The organism is Adhaeribacter sp. (assembly GCF_057359045.1).
This window is the reverse complement of the sequence record NZ_JBMQUD010000083.1, coordinates 35,117-58,537: the sequence shown is the minus strand read 5'-3', so window position 1 is coordinate 58,537 and position 23,421 is coordinate 35,117. Positions and strand designations below refer to the sequence as shown.

The window sequence follows — 23,421 nt, the reverse complement described above, 5'->3', positions numbered from 1 at the left end:
TCTTAAACGTTCTTCTTTGGTGGGATCATCATCTTTATCACAGCTGGCCGTTAAAAAGGTTAAAACAAATAAGAAAATTAAGGCACTGTAATTTTTCATAATAAAAAAATTTAATTAGAATTAGTTAATATTAATAGAACAAAAGTAGTAAAACATTTTACCGAGATAATTATCGGTACTCAAAATTAAAGCCGATAATACCTAAACAAAGGCCGGTGACCAGCCAATTTCACTTTTAACCGGCGTAATTCATTTTCTTTCAGTAAAACAGGAAAGCTCCGCTGTAAATTGTGTGGGTTACAAATAACTGGCATAAATATACGATAAACAACTACAAATCAATCAATTATTTTTAATGCAGGTTTACCCCTAATTTAATGGGGCAAGCTGCTATTCTGGTTGAGCAAGTTTTTAAAAGCAAAAAGACCGCCTTTAGAGCAGTCTTTTTACTTTTATTAAGCCCTTTAAATTTATTGGCCGGGCAAAGGGTTGATGCGGTAATTATTAGTATTAACCGGGGGCAAAGTAGACCCAAAAGCTGCGTTTATGGCTTTGATAAATTCATTTGCAATCAGGGCCTGGCCGCGCGGATTAGGGTGTACTCCATCTAAAGAAAACAAGCCCGCCGGTGGTGCAATAGAATTAGTTGTAGCATCTAAGCCGGCCAAAGCAACATTAATATTTACCAGCGCTACCCGGCCATTGCGCGAGGCTACCTCCTGCTGAATAACATTGTTATAATCGGTTACCCGCGCTGCTATAATGGCGGGTTCCGCTTCGTCGAGGACGTACTGGTTCGGGATGGGCACACTTATACCCCACCCGCCCCGTGGCGCCTGATTGCAGTCGCTAATGGGGCCCGCCAATAAATTATCCTGGGGCGTGAGCAAAGTCAGGAAATCTTTGGTAGGGTCCATGTGGCGTAAACCGGTTGCGGTAATAATTACCGGGTAATTTACTTTGCCTTCCCGGAAATTTACCCGCGCCGCAGCGGGACCTTGCTGGGCATAAGCCGTATTAAGCGCGTTGGCCTGAATGGCCGTTAAACTAAATGGGATAGGTGCATTAGCCCCACCAGCGGTAAGCCCGGCATTTACTACCTGAAAAAAAGGCAATCTGGCTACATTCGGAATATTGGCAATAGCCCCTTTTGTATTATTACCCGTAGAGAGCAAGGCATCGATTGATGATTTAAGCGTAGCGGCAAATACGGCGGTGGGCGTAATATCATTGGTACCGTACAGCAACGGGTTTGTTCCAGGATTAGGGTTGCCGCTGCCCCCGGAAATGGCATAAGCTAATATATCGTTATTACCCAGCCAGTAGGTAAAAAAAGTACCTTTAGCGGCTACCGCATCGGAGAGCATACTGGCCGTAGTACCCGAAGCAAAACGGCCAAAAAATGGATTGAGTTGCCCGTACCCGGCTACTAGGGCATGGAAACTTTTGGCTCCGGTAACCCCAAAATTATTTAGCTCGGCTTTATTGCCACCAAATGCCGCCAGGGCTTCGCCGGGAATGGTGGGCCCGGGTGTCATGCCCAGCTTTTTGGTTTGAGCCGGGTCGGTAGCACAGGTGGGTAAAATAAATTTATACCGGCCAAGAGGAATTCCCGCTACCACAGTACCACTATACCCATTGCCACCGGCGGTACCAAATGCCGGAATATTAAAAGGCGCATTGTTGTTTACAAATTTCATCCGCTCGCCCAATATAACCGGGTAGGCATTTTGCTGCCCTTCCAGGTACAAGGCGTTGTCCATAAAGCCAGCCGTAATAGAGTTACCTACCGCTACGTATTTCGAGAAATCGGCATTGCCGGCCACGGGCGGTGTACGCGGATTGGTTGGGTCTTCGGGCGGTTCGGGAGGTGTATAAGTACAGGCATTTAAGGTTCCGGCAATGGCTAAAGCCGATAATATTAACCTAATATTTTTCATGGAGATATTCTTATGGGCAACTATCATGATTATTGTGGTTCCGGCTTGTTATAATAATTCATCGAAGGTAAGCGACACGTAGTAAATGGCCCCCACGGTAGGCCCGCCGTAAATTTGCCGGTACCGCTGGTTGGTAATATTAGAGCCACCTACTTTTAACATAGATTTAAGCTTCGGCATTTTAAGGCTTACCTGGGCATCAAGGGTAGAGAAGGATGGTACAATTGCATCGTTAATACCCGAAATAAAAGATTGCTGCCAATTATAATCATCGGACCAGCGGTAGGCAACGCTAAAGCCTAGGTTATGGTAAACATTGCGGTTACCGGCGGTTAAGTTAAACTTCCATTCGGGCGTATTAAACGCGGCAATCTGGTCGGGCTCGCTTACATCTTCCAAGGCTAATTTATTCCAGTTGGCATTGCCCCCCACGGTAAAACCTTTGGGCAAAGAGTAAGTTAAACCCAGACTGGCGCCTTGTGCCGATACTTCTTCGGTTGCGTTGGAGTAAAGCTGGTACGGCTGAAAGCGGCTGGTGGCGATATCAAAGGCAGCCCCTGGTAAATTAGTACGGGCATCGCTGGGGGTTTGCACTACGGTAGCATTTAAAATAAAATTTTTGTAGGTGCTGTAGTAATAATTGGCATCAAATAATAATTTTTTATCGGCAGTAAGGCCGCGGTAGCCTATTTCGTAAGACTTTACCTGCTCTGGTTTTACGTAAGCAACATTGCCGGCTTTTAATAAACCGGCGTTTTCAACTACCGCCCGCGACGAATTGGTACCAGTGGCCACATCGGCCGCTACTTTGGCGCCAAAAGCCTGCACCGACGACAACAACAGCGTATTAGATTCCGGTCCGTAGAGCCTTAAGCCGCGGCTGTTTTCGGGTACCCCGCCCACCAAAATAGCTTGCCCAATATTCAGAAAAATAAATTGGTCCTGTGTGGCCGGGTTACGGAAGCCAGTTTGGAAAGAAGCCCGCAAGTGGTGGTTTTCGGCAACGGTAAATACCGCCGAAGCCCGGGGCGTAATCCTGCCTTTAAAATTCTCGTTTTTATCGTAGCGCAACGAACCTGTAATTTTTAACCGCTCGTCCATCAGGTTTTTAATGGCCTGCACATAAGCCCCGTATTCGTAAATGGTAATATCGTTGCCGGTGGTATCGCTAAAAATAGTACCGTTAGAATTTAAATCGTATAAACGGTAGTTACCACCCACCTGCACATCTACCCATTTGCCCGTCCATTTGCTAAAATCGTACTGGCCCTCGGTATGGTACATTTTGGTTTCATCTACAAAAAGGGCGCCTCTCCTGGAAATAGGAACAGCTGTTATCGAATCTTTTGCCCTGTCGAAAGCAGCACTGCCGGGTAAAAACCGGTTGCGGTCGGCAAAGGTACGGGCTACACTGTGGTTACCCCCGTTAACGCCAGGCACCTGCCCCGTGTAAGCACCGGCATACTCCTGAAACCACTGGGCATCGCTTTTCCAGGTCCGGTTCAGGTTAAGTCCCAGAAAGCGCGAATCGTAAGATTCGCCGGCATCTTCGAGGGTTGCGTACGCGCGCAGGAAAAAGTTGGCTCCTCTTAGCTCTGCTTTATGCTGCTGCAACACAAAATCTTTAAGCGAATACCGGTTGCCAGCCTGGTAAACCGCCGTGCCCTGGCCGTATTTGTAGTGGTAAATGGCCTCTATGCCTTCGGTTATCCGGTAATGCAGGGCTACATCGCCTTTAACGCTATAAGTATTGTAGTCCACAAGATCTTTTTCGAGGTAACCGGTGCGGGCTACCCGTACCGGGGCACCGCCTGCGCCAATGGGTAAGCTGGTTACAGCCTCATCGCCGTATATATTCAGGGCATTGTAAGCCGGGTTGTTGGGGTCGTTGCGCAAAGATGCGTAGGTTAAGGGATCCACGTTTTCGGTGCTCGAAGCATGCCAATCCAACGCTTTGGTATAAGCCAGGTTTACTTTAAAAGCAAACCGGTTCCGGAAAGCTTTGGCGTAACGGACCTGGAAATCATACATGGGGCTAACATCTGCATCCGAACTGTTAATGTGGTTTACACCTATTTTGGCCATGGCACTTAATCCCTGAAACTCAAACGGACTTTTGCTGGTCATGGAAATAACGCCGTTAAACGCATTGGGGCCATACAATGCCGATGCTGCCCCCGGCACTATTTCTACACTATGGGCATCTAAATCTGATAAGCCAGTCATGTTACCGGTCGGGAAATTTAGCCCCGGAGCCTGGTTATCTACACCATCGATAAACTGCACCATGCGCGGATTGTTGGTACCGTTAAAACCGCGGGTATTAATCACTTTAAAACCCATGCTGCTGGCTACCACGTCTACTTGTTTCAGGTTCTGTAAACCATCGTAAAAACTAGCCGAAGGCGTTTCCCGGATTGCCAGAATATCCATTTTTTCAATACTTACCGGCGACCGCATAATATTTTCTTCTACCCGCGAGGCGGTTACCACTACTTCCTGCCCCAAAGCCGATATTTCGCTTATGGTTACATTCAGGTCGGAGCGGCTGCCGGTTATGTTAAATTCCTGCGTTTGGAAACCCACGTAAGAAAATACCAGGTTAAACGGTGGGGCAGTAACTGTGGTAAGCGAATAATTTCCGCGGTTGTCGGTCGTGGTGCCAATTACCTTGCCCTTAACGTAAATATTTACGCCGGTTAATGGCTCATTGGTTTGGGCATCTATTACCCGACCAGCAACGGTAACGCCGGTTTGGGCAAAACCCGGTAAACCCGCTAACAGTAACCAGGCAAATAAAAGGTAAAAAATTTGTGGTGGTTTTGGTAATTTTTTCAACATAAAAGCCTAATCATTAAATTTAATTTTTTCCGGAATCAGTTTTACTAATTTAAGGATAAAGATAAAGAAAAGATAATCCTGCACCATTTTATTTTATTTAAGTCTGCTTGGTATATCCGGCTTTCTGACTTTAAATAAATATTTCTGTTTGCCAATATTGCTGCTCTTTAAAAAAATGAAAGCTAAATATATAATTTAGAACTATACCGTGAATAGACAAATAAAATATCAGTTCTGTTAAGTCAAAAAAGATATTCTTCTCATAGATGTATTTTAGCCCGCGTGCCGGCGGTTAAAAACTTGCCCCAAAACTGCCGCCTTTATTAAGACTCAATCTTAAAAGCCTGCTTCCCTCATAGCCTCGCCAACCGGGCTCAACCACTAATTAAATGTTTAATATACAACAGTTTACATACGCACATTTATTTACATTAAGTTTGTTCTTACCTAAAGGCTTTGTGCACCCCGCTGTAAAAAATCATTATTCTGCTGGTTACTGCACATCCAATACAAAACCCAGCGAACCACATACCAGCCCATTAAAGGCAAAAGTGCCGAGATTATTAAAAATTATTTTATCAAAATCCGGAGAATAACGTTAAGTCATAGCATTAATTTAGAAGACAATGTACGACGTAACGATAGTGGGTGGCGGCCCGGCCGGTTTAAGTGCAGCTTTACTGCTGGGCCGGTGCATGCGCAAAATTCTTTTATTCGATAGTGGTGTTTACCGCAATGCCTGGTCCGATGCCATGCACGCTTACTTATCGCGCGATGGGGTAAACCCCCGCGAATTTATTAAGCTGGCGCACCAGGATTTAGAAAAGTATGATTTTGAACTAAAGCAAAAAGAAGTGGTGAGTGCCCGCTGTAGCGGTAGTTTTTTTGAAGTAACCGACAGCGACAACCAGGTTTATTTATCGCGAAAGTTACTTTTGGCTACGGGTATAAAAGATCGCTGGCCTCAGATTCCGGGGGCCGAGGCTTTTAACGGCAAAAGCATACACCATTGCCCCTACTGCGACGGCTGGGAACATAAAAATACCGCTTTGGGCGCGTACGGCAAAAACCGCGATGCGGTAGGCTCGTCGTTATCTTTAAAAACCTGGAGCAGCAATGTTACCTTGTTTACCGATGGTACCCGGCGCTTACGCCCCGCCGACGTGCAGTTACTCGAACGAAATAAAATTAAAATTGTAACCGCCCCTATCGAAAAGTTAGAAGGTGAGGGTTCCCGGCTGCAGCGGGTAATATTGGCTGGCGGTGCCAGTGTAGCCTGCGATGCTATTTTCTTTACCACCGGCCAAGACCAGAAAACCGATTTGGGTAAGCAACTGGCCTGTGATTTTACCAGCAAAGGCGTAATCCGGACGTATAACCAGCAACAAACCAATATTAAAGGCTTGTACGTAGCCGGCGATGCTGCCCGCGATATGCAATTGGTAATTGTGGCCGCCGCCGAAGGAACCAAAGCCGGCGTAATGATTAACAAAGAGTTGCAGGAAGAATTCAGGTTGTAAAAGCAATTCAGGTTTAGCAGAGGTTTATACTAAAGAGCTTGTAAATATTACCTAATAGTATTAACGGCTGGTCAGGCTGTGTTTATAAATATTTATCCAAAATAAAGTAGAAAAGAGAAGGCGAAAAACAGTACTGGTATGGTAAAGCGCTCCGGCTTTTTATTCCTGTTGCTTTTACTTATACCGGTAAATGTTTTTTCGTGGGGCTTTTTTGCGCACCAGCGCATAAACCGGTTGGCGGTATTTACGTTACCGCCCGAAATGATCCGTTTCTACAAACAACACCTGATTTATATAACCGAAAATGCGGTAAACCCCGACAAGCGTCGCTACGTGGTTAAAGCCGAAGGGCCGCGCCATTTTATTGATTTAGATGTTTACGGCGACAGCGTTAAATTCAAATTACCCCGCACGTGGCCTGCAGCAGTAGCCCAATACGGCGAAGACTCTCTTGCTAAGCACGGTGTGTTGCCCTGGCACCTAAGTTTGGTAAAATACCAGCTAACCGAAGCTTTTAAGCAACACAACTTACCGGCTATTTTGCGCCTTTCTGCCGACTTGGGCCATTACCTCGCCGATGCCACCGTACCGCTGCACACCACCCGCAACTATAACGGGCAGTTTAGCAATCAACACGGTATTCACGGTTTCTGGGAGTCGCGGGTGCCGGAGTTACTATCCGGAAATTACGATTTTTTTGTGGGACCAGCCGCCTATATTGCCCAACCGCAGCAAAAAGCCTGGGAAATAGTATTCCGGTCGCATGCTGCCCTTGATTCGGTGTTCCGGTTCGAGCAAGAAGTAGCGGCCCAACTCCCCGAAGACAAAAAATATACCTATGAAGAACGCAATAATATTACCATTAAAACATATTCCCGCGCCTACACCACGGCGTATCATCAGAAATTAAAAGGCCAGGTAGAACGACAAATGCGGTACGCCATCTGGCTGGTGGGCTCTTTCTGGTACACCTGCTGGGTAGATGCCGGCCAGCCAGATTTAAATAACCTGCAACCCCTTACCCCAGAACAAAAGCTGCAACTGGCAGAAGAGAAAAAACAGCTAAAACAAATCGTAACCCCCGATCGGCCCCATGAAACTGAAGACAATTAAATTGCCCTTTTCGTGGCCCATTTATTACATTAACCTATTTTATTCGTCACATCTTTTGCGGCATTCATCACATTTAGTTTTAGGTTTTAAGGCATAGCCGTAACATTGCCTTAAAATTTACTTTATGCACTACAAAAGAATAGAATTTTGGGTAGTAACTGCCGTTACAATTTTTATTATTTTCCATTTTGTACAAGAAGCTGCCAGCGTATTAAACCGGTACAGCAGCGAAGATATTTTGCAGTATTATGGTGGCCGCTTTCAGGAAAAAGGCCTTTCTTACGGCTTTTTGCAACGGCACACCTACCCTTTACTGGTGTATTACCTAACAATATATTTCTCGTTTCTGCTCGTTAATTTCTACATCTACCCCAAGCTTTATCTTAAAAAAGATTATACCGTAACGGTACTGCTCAGTTTAGTAGTGTACCTGGGCGTAGTGCTCTCTTTCTCAGTTACCGATACTTGGTTTAAAGGTTATTTGCTCGTAGGTTTTAATTACTTTTTTATGAAAAACCTGGTACTGGTAATTTTACTTTTTGGCGGCTATGTACTTTACATCATTATAAAAGAAGCGGCCATATGTACGCTTACCACCCAAAACGCCTATTTTTCCGCTTATACGCCCCAGATTAAACGCGAACTGCAGGTAATTGGCGGCATCTGGCTGGGCATATTATTAATATTTGCTTTTTCTTACGATAATGGCGGGCTGCGCGAACTTGGGGCCTTTTGGTTTACCATGATTCCTTACGCCTACTGCTTGTACGCCTTAAACCGGTATTGGCTCCTGCCCGAATACGACCAGAACGGTCAACAGTTTTGGCCCTACTTTATTAAACTACTCTCCAACTCGCTGCTACTGGCTATTCCGTTTGTGTTGGTATTTAGCGCCCTCCTGAATAATTATGAACCCGGCATTTTTCTCGCGATATGGTTAGGCCAGTTGGTGGTAGTGGGTAGTTTTTCGGCGTTGGTGTACCGGTCGGTTAAAAAAAGAACCAACCAACTGGTAACGTTAAAGCAAGAATTGGGGCAAACCACCGCTAACCTAGATTTTCTTCGCTCCCAAATTAATCCGCACTTTTTATTTAACTCCTTAAATACGCTTTACGGTACTGCGTTGCAGGAAAACAGCGATCGCACCGCCCAGGGCATTCAGATGCTCGGCGACATGATGCGGTTTATGCTGCACGAAAATAATCAGCAAAAAATATTGCTCACCCGCGAGATAGAATATATGCGCAACTACATTGAGTTACAATCGTTGCGCACGTCGGCCTCGCCGGATATTCTTATTCAAACCAAAATAGAAGACGTGCTCACCGAAAAGTTTATCGCGCCCATGTTGCTGATTCCTTTTGTAGAGAATGCGTTTAAACACGGCATCAGCCTGAAGCAAAAATCCTGGATTAGGGTTACCTTGCATTATGAGACCGATAAACTATATTTTGATGTGTACAACAGCACCCATGCCAAGCAAGAGCAAGACCCCGAGAAAGACAAATCCGGCATAGGTTTAGAGAATGTGCGGCAGCGCCTCACGTTGCTTTATGCGGGTAAACACGATTTGGTTATAAGAGAAACGTCCGAAGAATTTTTCGTTCACCTTACCTTGCAGCTATAATATTAAATGCGCTTCAGAGAAATACTTTTTTAAAGAAGCTGTTTAGAGTATATTTAAATTTTAATAATCGATTAAAAAAGCGGAATAAAATGGCCTCTTTCTCCCATTAATCGCCGTCATTCCAAAGAATCTTATGGGTTACCTAATCAGAAGATTCTTTGGGAATGACGGATTTCGGCTGATTCTACTTAAATTTAAACATACTCTTAGTTATTTTCGTTTCGAGCGGGGTTTGGCACCATTGGTGGTGTTATCACCGCTAATCTTTTAGCTTTTACCGGATTACTTGCCGATGAAAACACGCGGCAAGGACAAACACTAATATTATTTCCAAAACACCAAATATACGCTACTTAAAACAGAACAATGTGTATGAAGGCAATTGCGATTGACGATGAACCCATGGCGCTGGAGGTTGTGCGTTCTTTGGCGGCTAAAGTTCCTTACCTGGATCTGAAAGCCAGCTTTACCGATGCCTTTAAAGCCCTGGAATATTTACAGCAGGAGCCCGTAGATTTGCTTTTTCTGGATATTAAAATGCCCGATATTTCGGGATTGGAATTTGTAACCAGCCTACATAAGAAGCCGCTGGTTATTTTTACTACAGCTTACTCCGAGCACGCCGTTATTAGTTTTGAGCTGGATGCCATTGATTATTTACTTAAGCCTTTCTCGCTGGCCCGCTTTGTAAAGGCCTGCAACAAAGCCCAGGAACAACTGCAACTCCGCAGCCACACCATTGCCCCCAAAGACTATATTTTCCTGAAGACCGGCTACGAACAGGTAAAGGTTTTTTACCACGAAATTTTGTACATAGAAGCAGCCGGCAATTACATAACCTATATTCTGGAAAACAAAAAACTACTAACCCGGCAAACCATAAACGAACTAACCGAGCAACTCCCACCCGAAAAATTTACCCGGATACACCGGTCGTACATTGTGGCCAAAGATAAAATAGAGAAAATTGAGCGCCACCAGGTAAAAATTAAAAACCACTACGTGCCGGTAGGCGCTTCTTATATGCAACAGCTAAAATTAGCGTAGTATTTATAAATAATAGCTTGCCTAGGTCAAATACCGGAGTCATAAACGCTTTTGGTATTTATAGACAATTTATCTATCTAAGCTAAAGAAGAACCTCGCTCCTATTCTTTGTAAAAAGCACTATTTGTCTTTATTAATCTTCCTTTTTAAGGATATATTGCGTTAAGCAACCGGTCCAACAGGTTGTAAACGGCACGCGCACTGCCAGCCTGGCTTTAAGCTTCGGCTTAACACTTATTTTGCTGTTCCCCCCATTTATTTCTAAGGCTTGTTCCGGGTTTACAGATGAGTTTTTGTAAATTTGAATTTATTATTTACAAAAATCTTATCTGTTATGAATAAAACCAGGCGTTTATATATTTTGGGCGGTTTAGCTTTGCTGGTGGCTTGCCAATCGGCTAAAACTACTACCCCTACTGCCCAAAACACCCCAGAACCGACTACCCAAGAAATAACCCAACCTATGAAAAAAACCGGTTTTACCTATCCGGAAACCCGCAAAGTAACCCACACCGATAATTATCACGGCACTGAAATCCAGGACCCGTACCGCTGGCTCGAAAACGATACCACCAAAGCGGTAGCCAACTGGGTACAAGCCCAAAACAAACTTACTTTTGGTTACCTAAACCAGATACCTTTCCGGAACCAGATAAAAGAACGTTTAACCAAGATCTGGAATTATCCTAAATATGGTTCGCCGTTTAAGCGGGGCAGCAAATACTATTTCTACAAAAACGATGGCCTGCAAAACCAAAGCATTCTGTACGTGCAAAACAGCCTGAACGGCAGCCCGGAAGTTTTCATTGACCCAAATAAATTCTCGGCGGATGGCACCACTTCTTTAACTACTGTTAGCTTTTCTAAAAGTAATAAATACGTGGCTTACGGTACCTCCGGCGGCGGTTCTGATTGGAACGAATACCACGTGCTGGATGCTACTACCAAACAAAAGCTTAGCGATAAACTCGAGTGGATAAAATTCTCGGGAGCGGCCTGGTTTAAAGATGGATTCTTCTATAGCCGCTACAGTGCTCCTACCAACGGCAGCAAACTAGCCGCTAAAAACGAGTACCACAAAGTATACTACCACAAACTGGGCACACCGCAAGACCAGGATAAGCTAATTTACGAAGATAAAACCAAGCCGCTGCGCTATTTCTACGCCCAAACCACCGACGACGAACGCTTCTTGCTGATTACGGTTTCGGAAGGTGCCACCAGCACCAACGCTTTGTACGTAAAAGACCTCCGCGACGAGAAAAATCCGTTTATGCCGGTGGTAAGTAATTTTGAAGCGGAGTACAGCGTAATCGATAATATTGGCGATAAACTACTGGTGCAAACTACCCACCAGGCCCCGAAAAATAAACTGGTGCTCATCGACCCGAAAAAACCGCAGCCGGCCAACTGGAAGACCGTGGTCCCCCAAACCGATAACGTAATTACCGGCGCTTCTTTTATCGACAACCGCCTGATCGTAAATTACATGAAAAATGCTGCCAGCGAAATTAACGTGTTTGATATCAACGGTAAAAAGTTAAATACCATTGCCTTGCCTACCTTGGGTACGGTAGCGGGTTTTGGCGGTAAAAAAGAAGACAAAGAAGTATTTTACACGTTTAACTCTTTTACGTACCCCAGCGCCATTTACAAATATACCGTAGCCACGAATAAATCGGAGTTGTTCCGGGCCACCGAAGTAGACGTGAAAATGGACGACTACGAAACCAAACAGGTATTTTACCCGAGCAAAGACGGCACCAAAGTACCTATGTTTATTGTGCACAAAAAAGGCTTAGTGCTCGATGGCAACAACCCTACTTTCTTATATGGTTACGGTGGTTTTAATATTTCTCTTACCCCTACTTTTAGCATCTCGCGGATGCTGTGGCTCGAAAACGGCGGTATTTACGTACTGGCTAATATTAGGGGCGGCGGCGAATTTGGCGAAGACTGGCACCAGGCCGGCGTAACGCCCAAAAAGCAAAATGTTTTCGACGATTTTATCTCTGCGGCTGAATATTTAATCCAAAACAAATATACTTCTCCGGGTAAATTGGCTATTTCGGGTGGTTCTAACGGAGGGTTACTCGTAGGAGCGGTTGCTAACCAACGCCCCGATTTATTTAAAGTAGCTTTGCCAGCAGTGGGCGTTATGGATATGCTGCGGTTCCATAAATTTACCATTGGTTGGGGCTGGGTACCCGAATATGGTTCCAGCGACAATCCTGAGCAATTTAAAAACCTGCTACAATTTTCGCCGCTGCACAATATTAAAGAAGATGTAAGCTACCCGGCCACCCTGGTTACCACCGCCGACCACGACGACCGCGTAGTACCAGCCCATTCGTTTAAATATATTGCCACACTCCAGGAAAAAGGCGCCGGCCCCAATCCGTATTTAATTAGAGTGGCCGTAAACGCCGGGCACGGTGCTGGCAAATCTACAAACCAGCAAATAGAAGAGGCTACCGACATATGGGCTTTTGTGTACCACAACATGGGCGTAAACCCTTTTGCTAACGCCAAGTAGTTTTTTATTGGTTGAGCGGTTGATATAATGCGCACAACTGCCTTTTAAAATGGTAACCGGAATAAAATATTTAATTTTACGCCGGTTACCATTTTTTATTTCACCTTTTACCCGCACTTAACTAAAATGAATATTGAAATCCGGAGAGGTACTCAAACCGACTTGCCGCAAGTATATAAGCTCATTCAGGAGTTGGCCGAGTACGAAAAGGCTCCGCAGGAAGTAACCAATACCCTGGCCGATATGGCAGCCGATGGCTTTGGCGCGCAGCCGGTTTTTGAGTTTTTTGTGGCCGAAGCCGATGAGCAGGTAATTGGTATTTGTTTGTACTACATGGCTTACTCTACCTGGAAAGGCAAAATGCTATTTCTCGAAGACTTAGTCGTAACCGAAGCGTACCGCCGCTACGGTGTAGGTAAAAAGCTTTTCGATGCCTTTGCGCGCCGTGCCCAGGAACTAGGTGCCAAACGCCTGAAATGGCAGGTATTGGAATGGAACGCCCCCGCTATTGCTTTCTACCAAAAACTAAACGCCAACCTCGACCCCGAATGGATTAACTGCAACATGACCGAAGAACAAATTGCCGCTTACGTTAAACAAATTTAAAACTAAGTGCACGCTAACTTCAACTTTAAGTAAGCACCAAATAAAAATATCTAACAAACCGCAATAGAACCGGAGCAGAGGTATTAGGCGGTAGGCTCAAGCATAATAACGGGCTCGTGCACTACCCGTCCAACTTATTTAATACGCTTATATTTATATGAGCATCCTTCTATGCATATAGGATTAGTTGGAACAAGGGTAAGCTCTCCGGAAGGAAGAATTTTACCAGAAAGCTCGCTTTGTTGAACATGTCCGGTACTGCACGAAACTTTAATACTAATTTCCTGATTGGTTGCTACCGTATACTGCCCAGCGCAATTTTCACTATCGCTGATATACGTTCCATCTGCCTTAAATTCAATAACAGAAGGTTTGGCTGGGTCAGCTTTAGTCCAATAGACAGGGCCGCCAGCACTAATATAAGATCCTACCAACTGCCATTTGCCTGTTACGATGGCTTGATTTTCCGAATTAGGCACAATATCTTCTTGGTTCTGGCATTTAAAAGCCGAGAATAAAACCAAAAGAAGCAAAAAAGAAATAATGGGTTTCATGAGCTCTAGAGATAAGGTATAATTAGCAAGATTTATACGAATGACCCGGCTGATAAAGATTTGGTTGCAAGCAGATTAAAAAATTAAAAAGGACATCAAATGGCAATGCGGAAGTTCTCCTGCCGGAAGTTAAGAAAGTATTTGTTAAATTGGCCGACAGGAAAATGAGGCAGCCACAATTATTTCCAGTAAAAAACAAACCATAGAATAGACCTCCAGTAAGTCCATCTATAGGGCAAATAACCGAAATGGCGCTGTATATCCGCTAATGATAAGCAATTAAAATATAATACTAATGAAAAAGTTATTCATTACTTATCTTGTATTGACCGGTACTTTTATAGCTATTGCCTATAAGATAAAAGATGATTATTTCTATTTGCCTTATCCTAATGCCATTGAATATATTTTAGCATTTATTCTCTTTATAATCACTGCTGTTCTATTAATTGGGCAAAAGAACCGCCAAAAGAAATTACTGATTGGCTTTACATCAATTGCTGCCTTACTACTAGTTGTTAATTGTATGAATTACTTCTTTGAATGGCACCCGCTTAGTTTATCTTTGCCATTTACAAAGTCGCAATCGTTTGAAGTCAGCCACGAACCTTATACCTGGCAAGTGGCAGCGCCTGCAAGTTTTGGGTATAACGAAGAAAGCATCCAGCAATACCTAAAAGAAATTGATAACTGGAAAAGGTTAAGAGGTTTAGTTGTTATTAAAAACGGCAAGATAATAATTGAGAAGTACCAGGACGGTGCAACCAAGTATAGTGCGTTTAATGTTCATTCCGTTACCAAAAGCATTACATCGGCATTAACCGGCATATCCCTTCAAAAAAGATTTCTTCAATCTGAAAACCAATCTATAATGCCTTTCTTTTCGGAGTACAAAGAAAACACTCCTGAAAATCAATTCAAAAAAAACATAACAGTCGCCCACCTACTAGCCATGCGAGGCGGCTTTACCGGCGGGGATGGCCCCCAAAGTGCAGACCAGGTTATAACTACCGAAAGGGTGTCCAAAGATAAAATAGGGCAAGACTTTCATTATTTTACCGGCTCTCACATGGTTGCTTCCGCCATTATCACAAAAGCTTCCGGCTCTTCTACCAAAGACTTTGCCCAAAAAGAGCTATTTAAACCGCTTGGAATACAATGTGCGTTCTGGCGTAAAGTTGATGGTTATTATGCCGGAGGAGATGAAACTTATTTTACCGCCCGAGACCTGGCAAGATTTGGCTATTTATACCTGGAAAAAGGTACTGTTGATGGTGTGCAGGTATTAGATTCTTCCTGGATAAATAAAAGCTTCACCAGTTACACAAACCAATCTAACGCTTTCCGTAAGTTAGACTGCTACCAGGAAACCGGATATGGGTATTCGTGGTGGCTGTTGAACCATGGTAATAAAATTATTTATACAGCCAGAGGAAAAGGAGGGCAATATATTTTAATCATGCCCGAGCAGAAGGTGGTGGCGGTAATTCTACAAGAATGGAACCTGCAGAAAGACTTTAAGCGTGAAAATGCCCATTTATGTAAACTACTTTCCTTATTAACGGCTGAAGATGAAATAATGGCTTACAACAACCATGTGCATAAGTAAAGCTTCGATTATGCCTCGCTTGCCTCATATACAAAGCGCTCTTTAGGTCTATAAGTAGGCTTATGTTAAGTAAATACTGCGTTTGGGTTTCTTAATATTTGCTCCTGATTTAGGATTTACCATAATAACCTAATAATTCATATCTTCCTTATTCGACCAGATATCTTTTAGTCTCCATATTACTTATGCATATCGTAACCAGGTAATACATTCTGAGTGGCCCAACAAACTGGGCATATATTCCCTACTCAGTTTCACATTTATTATGTTTAAGAATTTACATTCCATTAATAAAATAACATAGGCCCTATAATTCACTTAACGTATAAAAAAATAAACCTAAAATTATAATTTATCTTTGATATTTTATAACTTTACTTTCATTAACCAACCCTCTAATAAATCTACAAAAACACTATGAAAAAAATTACTATTCTGATGGCACTGGGAGGCTTTCTCCTGGTACATCAAAACGTTTCGGCGCAGGGCGTATTAAACCGGGTACGGCAAAATATTGAGAAAAAGACCGAAGACGCCATCGATAAAGCCATGGGCGTTAACAACAAGTCTACCAATCCGGCAACCGGAACCGGAACCAGCACGAGTTCCAGCAGTTCTGGCAGCAAGGCCCGCAACAAAGGCGGCGAAGGCTTAGTTACCACCCCACCCGATGTAAAAGCTAATTTAACTAACGCTGAGGGTTCTTTTAAAGCCGGCAAGTACGGCGAAACCCGCTACGCCATTCAGCAGGCCATGTTGGGTGTAGAAATGGAGATTGGGCAGAAAATATTAAAATCTTTACCCGAAACCATTAGCGGCTTAAAGAAAAATACCGAACAAGACCAGGTAACCAGCACCGGCTGGGGTTGGGTGGGACTTACTATTCAACGGCAATACACTGGAACCAACGATAAAGAACTTTCGGTAATGGTGGCGAACAATGCCGCCCTTATGACTGGTGTAAACTTATATTTTGCGAATGGCGGTGCGGCGTCTCAAACCTCGGGCGGCAAGCAAAACTGGAAACAAACTACCGTTAAAGGCAACCGCGCCATTATTCAGTACGAAGACAACACCGGCTATACCCTCAGCGTGCCCATTGGCCAAACTTCGCTGGTTGTATACGAAGGCGTAAATTTTAAAAATGAACAGGAAATGCTTGCCGCCGCCAACACCGTGGATATAGATGGCATTAAAAAATTATTAGGCGAAAAATAATAGCTACCGCTCAAGCAAATCAATCTTAACTCCAAGATAAAAACACCAATGAAAAATATATTTAGCTTACTTTTTTTACTGGCGGTGGCGCTGCCCACCTTTGCCCAGGATTTTAATAAAAACTTAGCTGAGGCCCGCACCGCCTACACCGCCGGCAATTTAAGCAACTCGCGTTTTGCCATGGAACAAATGCTGCGCGAAATAGATGTGGCTATTGGCAAAGACATCCTGAAACTATTACCCGCCAAAATGGACGCCCTTGCGGCTAATATTAAAGATGATAATACAACCGGCAGCGGCAGTACTGGTGGCTTAGGGCTGTACGTACAACGCACCTACGGCACCGGTGCCAAAACCGCTACTATTGATGTAATCAATAATTCGCCGCTAATTACCAGCCTGAATACTTTTCTGGCTATTCCGTTTGTGGGCAACTCTGCCGACGGCAAACAAAAAGTAGTAAAAATACAGGGTTACAAAGGCGTACTCTACAAAAACGAAGACACCGATACAAAGAAAACAAATTACGACTTACAGATCCCGCTGCAAAACACTTTGGTAACTTTTAAAATGGACGATACCAAAGAAGCCGATATACTACGTTTAGCCGCCACTATTCCGCTGGAGAAAATAGCCCAAATGGCAAAGTAAAACTTTCTATTCTTATAGAACAAAAAAGAGCCCGTGGGCTCTTTTTTGTTTTTAGGTAGGTATGCACTGTCTTTCTAATTTGTACCAAATCATTGTATATTATAACTACAAGCCTTACCCGATATGGGCGTCATTGCCCTGCTCCTTCCAACCTTTTACCCGTTTATTTATTGAGCCGGCAGCATAGCATCACCGGCAAAATCGTCGATGATAGCAATGGCTTATTAAGAAATAAATACTTGGTAGATTAATACCTTCTATCGCTTTTACCCAAGCGCATTATCTATTTTCAAGGCTATAATTTAGAAAGAAGCGAATAAATCAGATTACAAAAAATATTCTTTCCCCATTAATTCTAATCCACTACTTCCAGCAGCGACTCGAACGTGACAAACTGGTTCGCGTAGCGTTTAGCGTGTTTGGCTTGCAGATCCGGGGCAAAATCTTGCTGGTACTCTTCAAAATCGGCCATGTTGCGGCAGAAAAACTGCACAGCGTAAGTAACCCCACCGTTATCAGTATCTTCGGTGAGCATACGCGCAATCTGAAATTTAACAAAATAGGTGGTAGCCATCACCTCCGGAATGTGGGTTTCCTTCATCCATTGCAGCCATTCGTCGGCCACGGCATTATCTATATTTACGGTTATGTTGTATAAAAGCATGTAATAAACGGTAATCTCTACTAAAGTACGAAGCCAGTTCGGAATATGATATTATTCTGTCTAAAAAAACGCTGTTCCTCTCCGGAACAGCGTTTAATGAACTATATTTATTTATGAATGATCAGGAAATCAATTCCCTATACTACCTGTTAAAAACTTCCTCCCAGCACCCATTACTTCCGGAACGATAACGGCACAATTACTTTCAGGCTGACGTTGCGGCCCAGGTTAAATATACCTTGCCGACCGGTAGCCTCGTTTACAGCAGCGTATTTCAGGCGGTTCAGGTGACTTTGGTAAGCTACATCAAACAAATTATTAGCCGTTAAGTACACCGAAAACAAGGTAGCATTGCGCCCGTTGGCTACATCTAAACCTGCGCCCAGATTCACCAGGGTGTAACCAGGCGTTTCGGTTTCGGTGCCGTAAGCGGCATAAAACCGGTTTTGGGTAAAATAATGCTCTACTTCCAGGCGGGCAAACCACGTACGCACCAAATTACTCTTCGGCTGAAAATCAAACCGCAACTCCGACTGCAGCCGGAGGGCCGGAATAAATGGCAAATTGCGGGTAGAATCGGGTTGATTTAACTGAATGCCCCTTACCAGCGAAAACGTATTTTCAAAGTGCAGCCAATCAAGCGGGTGCGGGTGAATATCAATACCTACTTCAAAGCCGTAGAGACGGGCATCGCCCTGCACGTATTTAAACGTAGCCGCCGGGTCTGTGGGGTCGCTGATAGAATCGCCGCCACTAACGCTGCGTAGTTTTTCCGGAAATATATATTGCTGAATGCGGTTGTTAAAACCATTGATATCAATGGTAATGTGGTCGGTATTCAGGTTCAGACCGGCATCTAATTGCAAACTGGTTTCGGGCTTTAAGTCGGGGTTGCCTACCTCATAGCGAATAGTACCTTCGTGGCGGCCATTAGACGATAGTTCTGAAATATTGGGAGCCCGGAAACCGCGGGAGATATTTACTTTAGCCGCCAACTTCTTAGAAATATCTACGGTTGCGCCAGCACTGCCCGAAATATTAGAGAAATTACGCTTAAAGCCTATAAATTTAATTTGGGTCGCTTCCGTTGGTATATCGGTCGGTTTGCCTTCATCGGTCAGGAGCAGTTCATCGGCGGTAATGGCCCGGCGGTCAAAGCGCAAGCCGCCGCTCAGGTGCAGGTGTTCGTAGTTTTTCTGGGTAAAGCCAAAGAAGCCCATATCGTTTAGGCGGTAATCCGGAATCAGAAATTCTTCGCCGCGGTTCTGGTTGCGCTGCTGCATACCGGCCAGGCCAAAAGTTGTGGTCCAGCCAGCGGCTTCGGGCAGGAAATATTTCAGATCGTAGCCAAAAGTTTGCAGGTCAAATATAAGCGAGGCTTCATCTTCGTCGTGGTCATGCTCGTGTTCGTGCTCATGGCCGGGTTCTTCGGCTTCGCCCCCGTGGGCGTGGCCAAATTCCTGCCGCAGGTTGCGCTGCCAATCTAGGTTTAAAGTAGCCCTTGAAGCGCCCAGAATAAAGTTATTTTGCGAAGCAAACCGCAAATGGTTTACTTTTTGGCGCGGGTCGTCGAGGCCGTAGCCCCGCAGATCTTTACTGGTTACGCTTACTTCATCATCGTGCCCATCGTGTTCTACGGTTTTCAGAAAATTGCCCATCGGGTCGCGTTCGCCTTCGGTTAAGCCCAGGTTTTGGTTAAACGAACTAAAGTTTAAATGCGAGAAACCCCAGCTTTTATTTACGCCCACGTAGCCATTAAAATTCAGTTCGTTAAAACCGGAGTTATAAACGGGACCGTCGTAGCGGTTGCGGTAATTGCCCGCCAGTTTCTGACTCAGGCGTGCCTGCCAGTTTAATCCGTTCAGGTTACCGGCATTCATGACAGAATTACTTATCAGTCGGTTGTTGGTTTGGTAATTACCTGCATAGGAACCAATAATTTTGCCCTCTTCTACGGGATCGGCCGGAATAAAATTGACCACGCCAGCCATGGCATCGGAGCCGTACATAATGCTGCCGGGGCCTTTTATTATTTCGGCCCGATCTACCGAAAACTCATCTATTTCTACGCCGTGTTCCTCGCCCCATTGCTGACCTTCCTGCCGGAATCCATTGTTGAGCGTTACTACCCGATTACCGCTCAGGCCCCGGATTACCGGTTTAGAAACGGCTGCTCCCGTGGTAATTTGGGAAATACCAGGTGTGTGGGCAATCGCATCTACAATATTCGTGGTGGCCCGTATCCGCAGTTCTTCGGTACCCACTACCGCCGTAGGCACCGGGTTGCGTCGCATTTCGGTAGAAGCCGATACACCCGTTACCAGTACCGTACCTAACTCCGTAGCCGAAGCATTTAACGCCAGGTTTAACGTAGTAGCCCCCGAAATATTTACCTGTCGCACAAAAGGACTATACCCAATCAAGCGGATTTGCACCAAAAAGCGCCCCTGCGGCAAGTTATTTAATTTAAAAGTACCAGCTTCGTTTGTAGCGGCACCCCGGCGTAAATCGGGCAGATACACCGATACGCCTATTAGCGGCTCTTGCGTAGCCTGGTCGGTAATAATACCGGTTAGGCTGTTTTGAGCCAGCGCCACCGATGAAGAGAAAAATAAAAGTATATACAAGAATATTTTCATGTCAGAATTGCATTTAAAACCCAATGGCCAGCACCCTGTTGTTGCGGCTACTGATATCGGGTTAAAAGAATTATATTTAAAATTTAGGCACCAGGTAACTTAAGCAGGCCCTTACTTCGGGCCGATAAAGTAAATATGGTAGTTTATATCAGGCATGTAACCGTGCCTTTTCCTTCCCAAACCCTTGCCAGCCTTGCTTTTCTAAACCCGCTTTCGGTCTGGCCTCAGGCCTCGCAAACAGATTAAGCTGCGGCATTAGCCAGAAAAAGCCTTTTTAAGCAAAGAAACAGACTACATTCCTCCGCAAAGAAAAATTTACCGGACAGGCAAAATTTGCCGCCTGAGGTTGAGGTCTAAAATTTGATGGTGGATGAGAAGGTTTAAAATAGTGGAGTTGCCCAAAATAGGTTTCAGGAAAAATCTACTTAAATCTAAACCGGAATAGAACAGATAGAAAATAAAAAGGCTAAGCCAGGAGAACTGACGGTATAGGGGGGCCGCGCAGATAAGTATTGTTGGGGAAGGTAAATTTCCAGACAGCAGCATGCTGCCGGTAAAAGGTAGCCGGAATTACCAGCGCCAAAAAGCTAAGCACCACCGGCAGCGAATAAAAAGCGCTATCAAATAAATGCTCTACCGGGCAGTGAATGTGCTTTACATCTAACTGGAATTTGCCCGTTTGGACCGGAACTTTCTTCTCAATGGTATGCGTGTGGTTATGCAGGGCCAGCACCAGACTGTCGGGCACAAGTACCCGGCAGAAAACTGCTAACAGAAAAAAAGCAAAAAATTTAGAGTAGCCCGACACGCTAAACAGTTGTTTAAACAAAAATAAACAATGGCCTTAACGTAAACAAATAACTTCTGGTACTTAAAAAGAATATTTTATCCTTTTTTCAGTTTTTCATCCAGATACTCTGTCAACCTGTCACAATTTTGCCACAAACTACCGAACTGGAATAACTTTTGAAACCAGCTTTAAACAACTAGAAAAATCTAAATAGAGATAAAAATACTATTATGGCAGAAAGAGGTAATATCTCCATCCATACCGAGAATATTTTCCCGATTATTAAAAAATTCCTGTACTCCGACCACGAAATATTTTTGCGGGAACTGGTGTCCAACGCCGTAGATGCATCGCAGAAATTAAAGCGTTTGTCGGCGATTGGGGAGTTTAAAGGCGATTTGGGCGAGCTAAAAATTAAAGTAAGCGTGGACAAAGAAGCCCGCCAGATTAAAGTAAGCGACCGCGGTATTGGTATGACCGCCGAAGAAATTAAAAAATACATTAACCAGATTGCTTTTTCGGGTGCTACGGAGTTTGTAGAGAAATACAAAGATAAACCCGAGCCCAACCAGATTATCGGGCACTTTGGTTTAGGTTTCTACTCGGCGTTTATGGTAGCCGATACCGTAGAAATTATTTCTAAATCTTACCAGGACGATACCCAAGCCGCCCACTGGATTTGCGACGGCAGCACCGAATTTACCATTGAAGAAGCCACCAAAGAAGATCGTGGTACCGATATTATTTTAAATATTTCCGCCGACTCGGAAGAATTTCTGGAAGAAGCCCGCATCCAAACTATTCTGAATAAATATTGCAAATTTTTGCCGGTTGAGGTAGAATTCAAAGACGAGGTAATCAACAATACCACGCCTATCTGGACAAAACAACCTGCTGAACTCACCGACGAAGATTACCAGAATTTCTACAAAGAGCTGTATCCGTTCTCCGAGGCACCTTTGTTCTGGATTCACCTGAACGTAGATTATCCGTTTAACCTGACCGGTATTTTGTACTTCCCGAAAGTGAAGAACGATTTTGAGCTGCAGAAAAACAAAATTCAGCTTTATAGCCGCCAGGTATTTATTACCGACGAAGTAAAAGACGTAGTGCCGGAGTTCCTGATGTTGCTGCACGGCGTTATCGACTCCCCGGATATTCCGCTAAACGTATCGCGCAGCTTCTTGCAGGCCGACGCCAACGTGAAGAAAATTAACACCTACATTACCCGCAAAGTAGCCGATAAATTAGGCGAAATATTCCGCAACGACCGCGAAGGCTTCCAGCAAAAATGGAGCGACATTGGTTTATTTGTGAAATACGGCATGCTGAGCGATGAGAAATTCTACGACAAAGCCAAAAATTTCGGGCTGTTGCAAAACGTAGAAGGCCAATATTATACGTTGGATGAATACAAAGAATACGTACAGGCCAACCAGAAAGATAAAAACGATACATTGGTGCTGCTTTACACCACCGACGAAGACAAGCAACACGCTTTTGTAGAAGCCGCCAAAGACCGCAGCTACGACGTGCTGAAGCTGGACAACATGATCGACAGCCACTTTATTGGCATGCTGGAGCAAAAACTTGAGAAAACCACCATCAAGCGCGTCGACTCCGAAACCATTGACAAGCTGATCGAAAAAGAAACGGCGCAGGACACCATCCTGACCGAAGAAGAGAAAACTTCCCTAAAAGAGGTTTATGAGAAAGCCATCAGCAACCAGCACATGCACGTGAGCATCGAGCCACTTTCGCCGCAGGATTCGCCGGTAGTAATTACCATGCCGGAGTTTATGCGCCGCATGAAAGATATGCAACGCACCGGTGGCGGCGGTATGATGTTTATGGGCAACATGCCCGATACCTACAACGTGAGCATTAACGCCAACCACCCAATTAACAGCCGCATCTTAAAAGCAAAAGAAGAGAACAAAGAAAAAATCGCGAAACAAGCTTTTGATTTGGCGCTGTTGGCCCAGAACATGCTTTCGGGAGCCGCTCTAACGGCTTTCGTGAAACGTAGCGTAGAACTGATTGAAAAAGAATAAAGTTTAGTTTTT

16 protein-coding genes are annotated in these 23,421 nt (G+C 44.4%); 10 read left to right on the top strand and 6 right to left on the bottom strand.

Annotated features, from left to right (window positions below):
• Window positions 1-470: 470 nt before the first annotated feature.
• Both ACO1R6_RS13340 and ACO1R6_RS13335 read right to left on the bottom strand, forming a co-directional pair.
• Window positions 471-1,940, bottom strand: coding sequence for an SGNH/GDSL hydrolase family protein (locus ACO1R6_RS13340; RefSeq protein ID WP_486265357.1), 1,470 nt, complete (start codon window positions 1,938-1,940; stop codon window positions 471-473).
• Between the two features lie 48 nt (window positions 1,941-1,988).
• Complete coding sequence (locus ACO1R6_RS13335) at window positions 1,989-4,781, bottom strand: TonB-dependent receptor (RefSeq protein WP_486265356.1); 2,793 nt, start codon at window positions 4,779-4,781, stop codon at window positions 1,989-1,991.
• Window positions 4,782-5,407: 626 nt separating this feature from the next.
• Between ACO1R6_RS13335 and ACO1R6_RS13330 the strand changes: the two genes are divergently transcribed.
• The 6 genes from ACO1R6_RS13330 to ACO1R6_RS13305 all read left to right on the top strand — a co-directional run bounded on the left by ACO1R6_RS13330 (window position 5,408) and on the right by ACO1R6_RS13305 (window position 13,230).
• The gene (locus tag ACO1R6_RS13330; protein WP_486265355.1) at window positions 5,408-6,301 is read left to right on the top strand and encodes an NAD(P)/FAD-dependent oxidoreductase; all 894 of its coding nucleotides are present in this window, start codon (window positions 5,408-5,410) and stop codon (window positions 6,299-6,301) included.
• Between the two features lie 138 nt (window positions 6,302-6,439).
• A complete protein-coding gene (locus ACO1R6_RS13325; protein WP_486265354.1) occupies window positions 6,440-7,414 on the top strand; it encodes a zinc dependent phospholipase C family protein in 975 nt (324 codons plus the stop codon).
• 124 nt (window positions 7,415-7,538) lie between these two features.
• On the top strand, window positions 7,539-9,041 hold the full coding sequence (locus tag ACO1R6_RS13320) for a sensor histidine kinase (protein WP_486265353.1): 1,503 nt from the start codon (window positions 7,539-7,541) through the stop codon (window positions 9,039-9,041).
• Between the two features lie 372 nt (window positions 9,042-9,413).
• A complete protein-coding gene (locus ACO1R6_RS13315) occupies window positions 9,414-10,088 on the top strand; it encodes a LytR/AlgR family response regulator transcription factor (RefSeq protein ID WP_486265352.1) in 675 nt (224 codons plus the stop codon).
• Window positions 10,089-10,422: 334 nt separating this feature from the next.
• Window positions 10,423-12,624: a prolyl oligopeptidase family serine peptidase gene (locus tag ACO1R6_RS13310; RefSeq protein WP_486265351.1), complete on the top strand. Its 2,202-nt coding sequence runs from the start codon at window positions 10,423-10,425 to the stop codon at window positions 12,622-12,624.
• Between the two features lie 126 nt (window positions 12,625-12,750).
• Complete coding sequence (locus ACO1R6_RS13305) at window positions 12,751-13,230, top strand: GNAT family N-acetyltransferase (RefSeq protein WP_486265350.1); 480 nt, start codon at window positions 12,751-12,753, stop codon at window positions 13,228-13,230.
• Between the two features lie 134 nt (window positions 13,231-13,364).
• On the opposite strand, the gene ACO1R6_RS13300 is transcribed toward ACO1R6_RS13305, so the two are convergent.
• The gene (locus ACO1R6_RS13300) at window positions 13,365-13,784 is read right to left on the bottom strand and encodes a hypothetical protein (protein ID WP_486265349.1); all 420 of its coding nucleotides are present in this window, start codon (window positions 13,782-13,784) and stop codon (window positions 13,365-13,367) included.
• Between the two features lie 295 nt (window positions 13,785-14,079).
• Here ACO1R6_RS13300 and ACO1R6_RS13295 point away from each other — a divergent pair, with 295 nt between their 5' ends.
• From ACO1R6_RS13295 to ACO1R6_RS13285, 3 genes are all read left to right on the top strand, one after another.
• Window positions 14,080-15,393 (top strand): serine hydrolase domain-containing protein, encoded by a 1,314-nt coding sequence (locus tag ACO1R6_RS13295; RefSeq protein WP_486265348.1) that lies wholly within the window; start codon window positions 14,080-14,082, stop codon window positions 15,391-15,393.
• Window positions 15,394-15,810: 417 nt separating this feature from the next.
• The gene (locus ACO1R6_RS13290) at window positions 15,811-16,611 is read left to right on the top strand and encodes a hypothetical protein (protein ID WP_486265347.1); all 801 of its coding nucleotides are present in this window, start codon (window positions 15,811-15,813) and stop codon (window positions 16,609-16,611) included.
• Window positions 16,612-16,659: 48 nt separating this feature from the next.
• Entirely contained in the window at window positions 16,660-17,262 is a 603-nt protein-coding gene (locus ACO1R6_RS13285; RefSeq protein ID WP_486265346.1) for a hypothetical protein, read from the top strand.
• A gap of 355 nt (window positions 17,263-17,617) precedes the next feature.
• Here the strand turns inward: ACO1R6_RS13285 and ACO1R6_RS13280 are convergent, their stop codons facing one another.
• The 3 genes from ACO1R6_RS13280 to ACO1R6_RS13270 all read right to left on the bottom strand — a co-directional run bounded on the left by ACO1R6_RS13280 (window position 17,618) and on the right by ACO1R6_RS13270 (window position 21,394).
• Window positions 17,618-17,926 carry a DUF4286 family protein gene (locus ACO1R6_RS13280; RefSeq protein WP_486265345.1) on the bottom strand — a complete coding sequence of 103 codons (309 nt, stop codon included), beginning with the start codon at window positions 17,924-17,926 and terminating at the stop codon, window positions 17,618-17,620.
• A gap of 173 nt (window positions 17,927-18,099) precedes the next feature.
• The gene (locus tag ACO1R6_RS13275; protein ID WP_486265344.1) at window positions 18,100-20,565 is read right to left on the bottom strand and encodes a TonB-dependent receptor; all 2,466 of its coding nucleotides are present in this window, start codon (window positions 20,563-20,565) and stop codon (window positions 18,100-18,102) included.
• 466 nt (window positions 20,566-21,031) lie between these two features.
• Window positions 21,032-21,394, bottom strand: a complete 363-nt coding sequence (locus tag ACO1R6_RS13270) for a hypothetical protein (RefSeq protein ID WP_486265343.1) — start codon at window positions 21,392-21,394, stop codon at window positions 21,032-21,034.
• A gap of 191 nt (window positions 21,395-21,585) precedes the next feature.
• On the opposite strand from ACO1R6_RS13270, the gene htpG reads away from it, so the two are divergent.
• Window positions 21,586-23,409 carry a molecular chaperone HtpG gene (gene htpG, locus ACO1R6_RS13265; protein ID WP_486265342.1) on the top strand — a complete coding sequence of 608 codons (1,824 nt, stop codon included), beginning with the start codon at window positions 21,586-21,588 and terminating at the stop codon, window positions 23,407-23,409.
• Window positions 23,410-23,421: the final 12 nt, after the last annotated feature.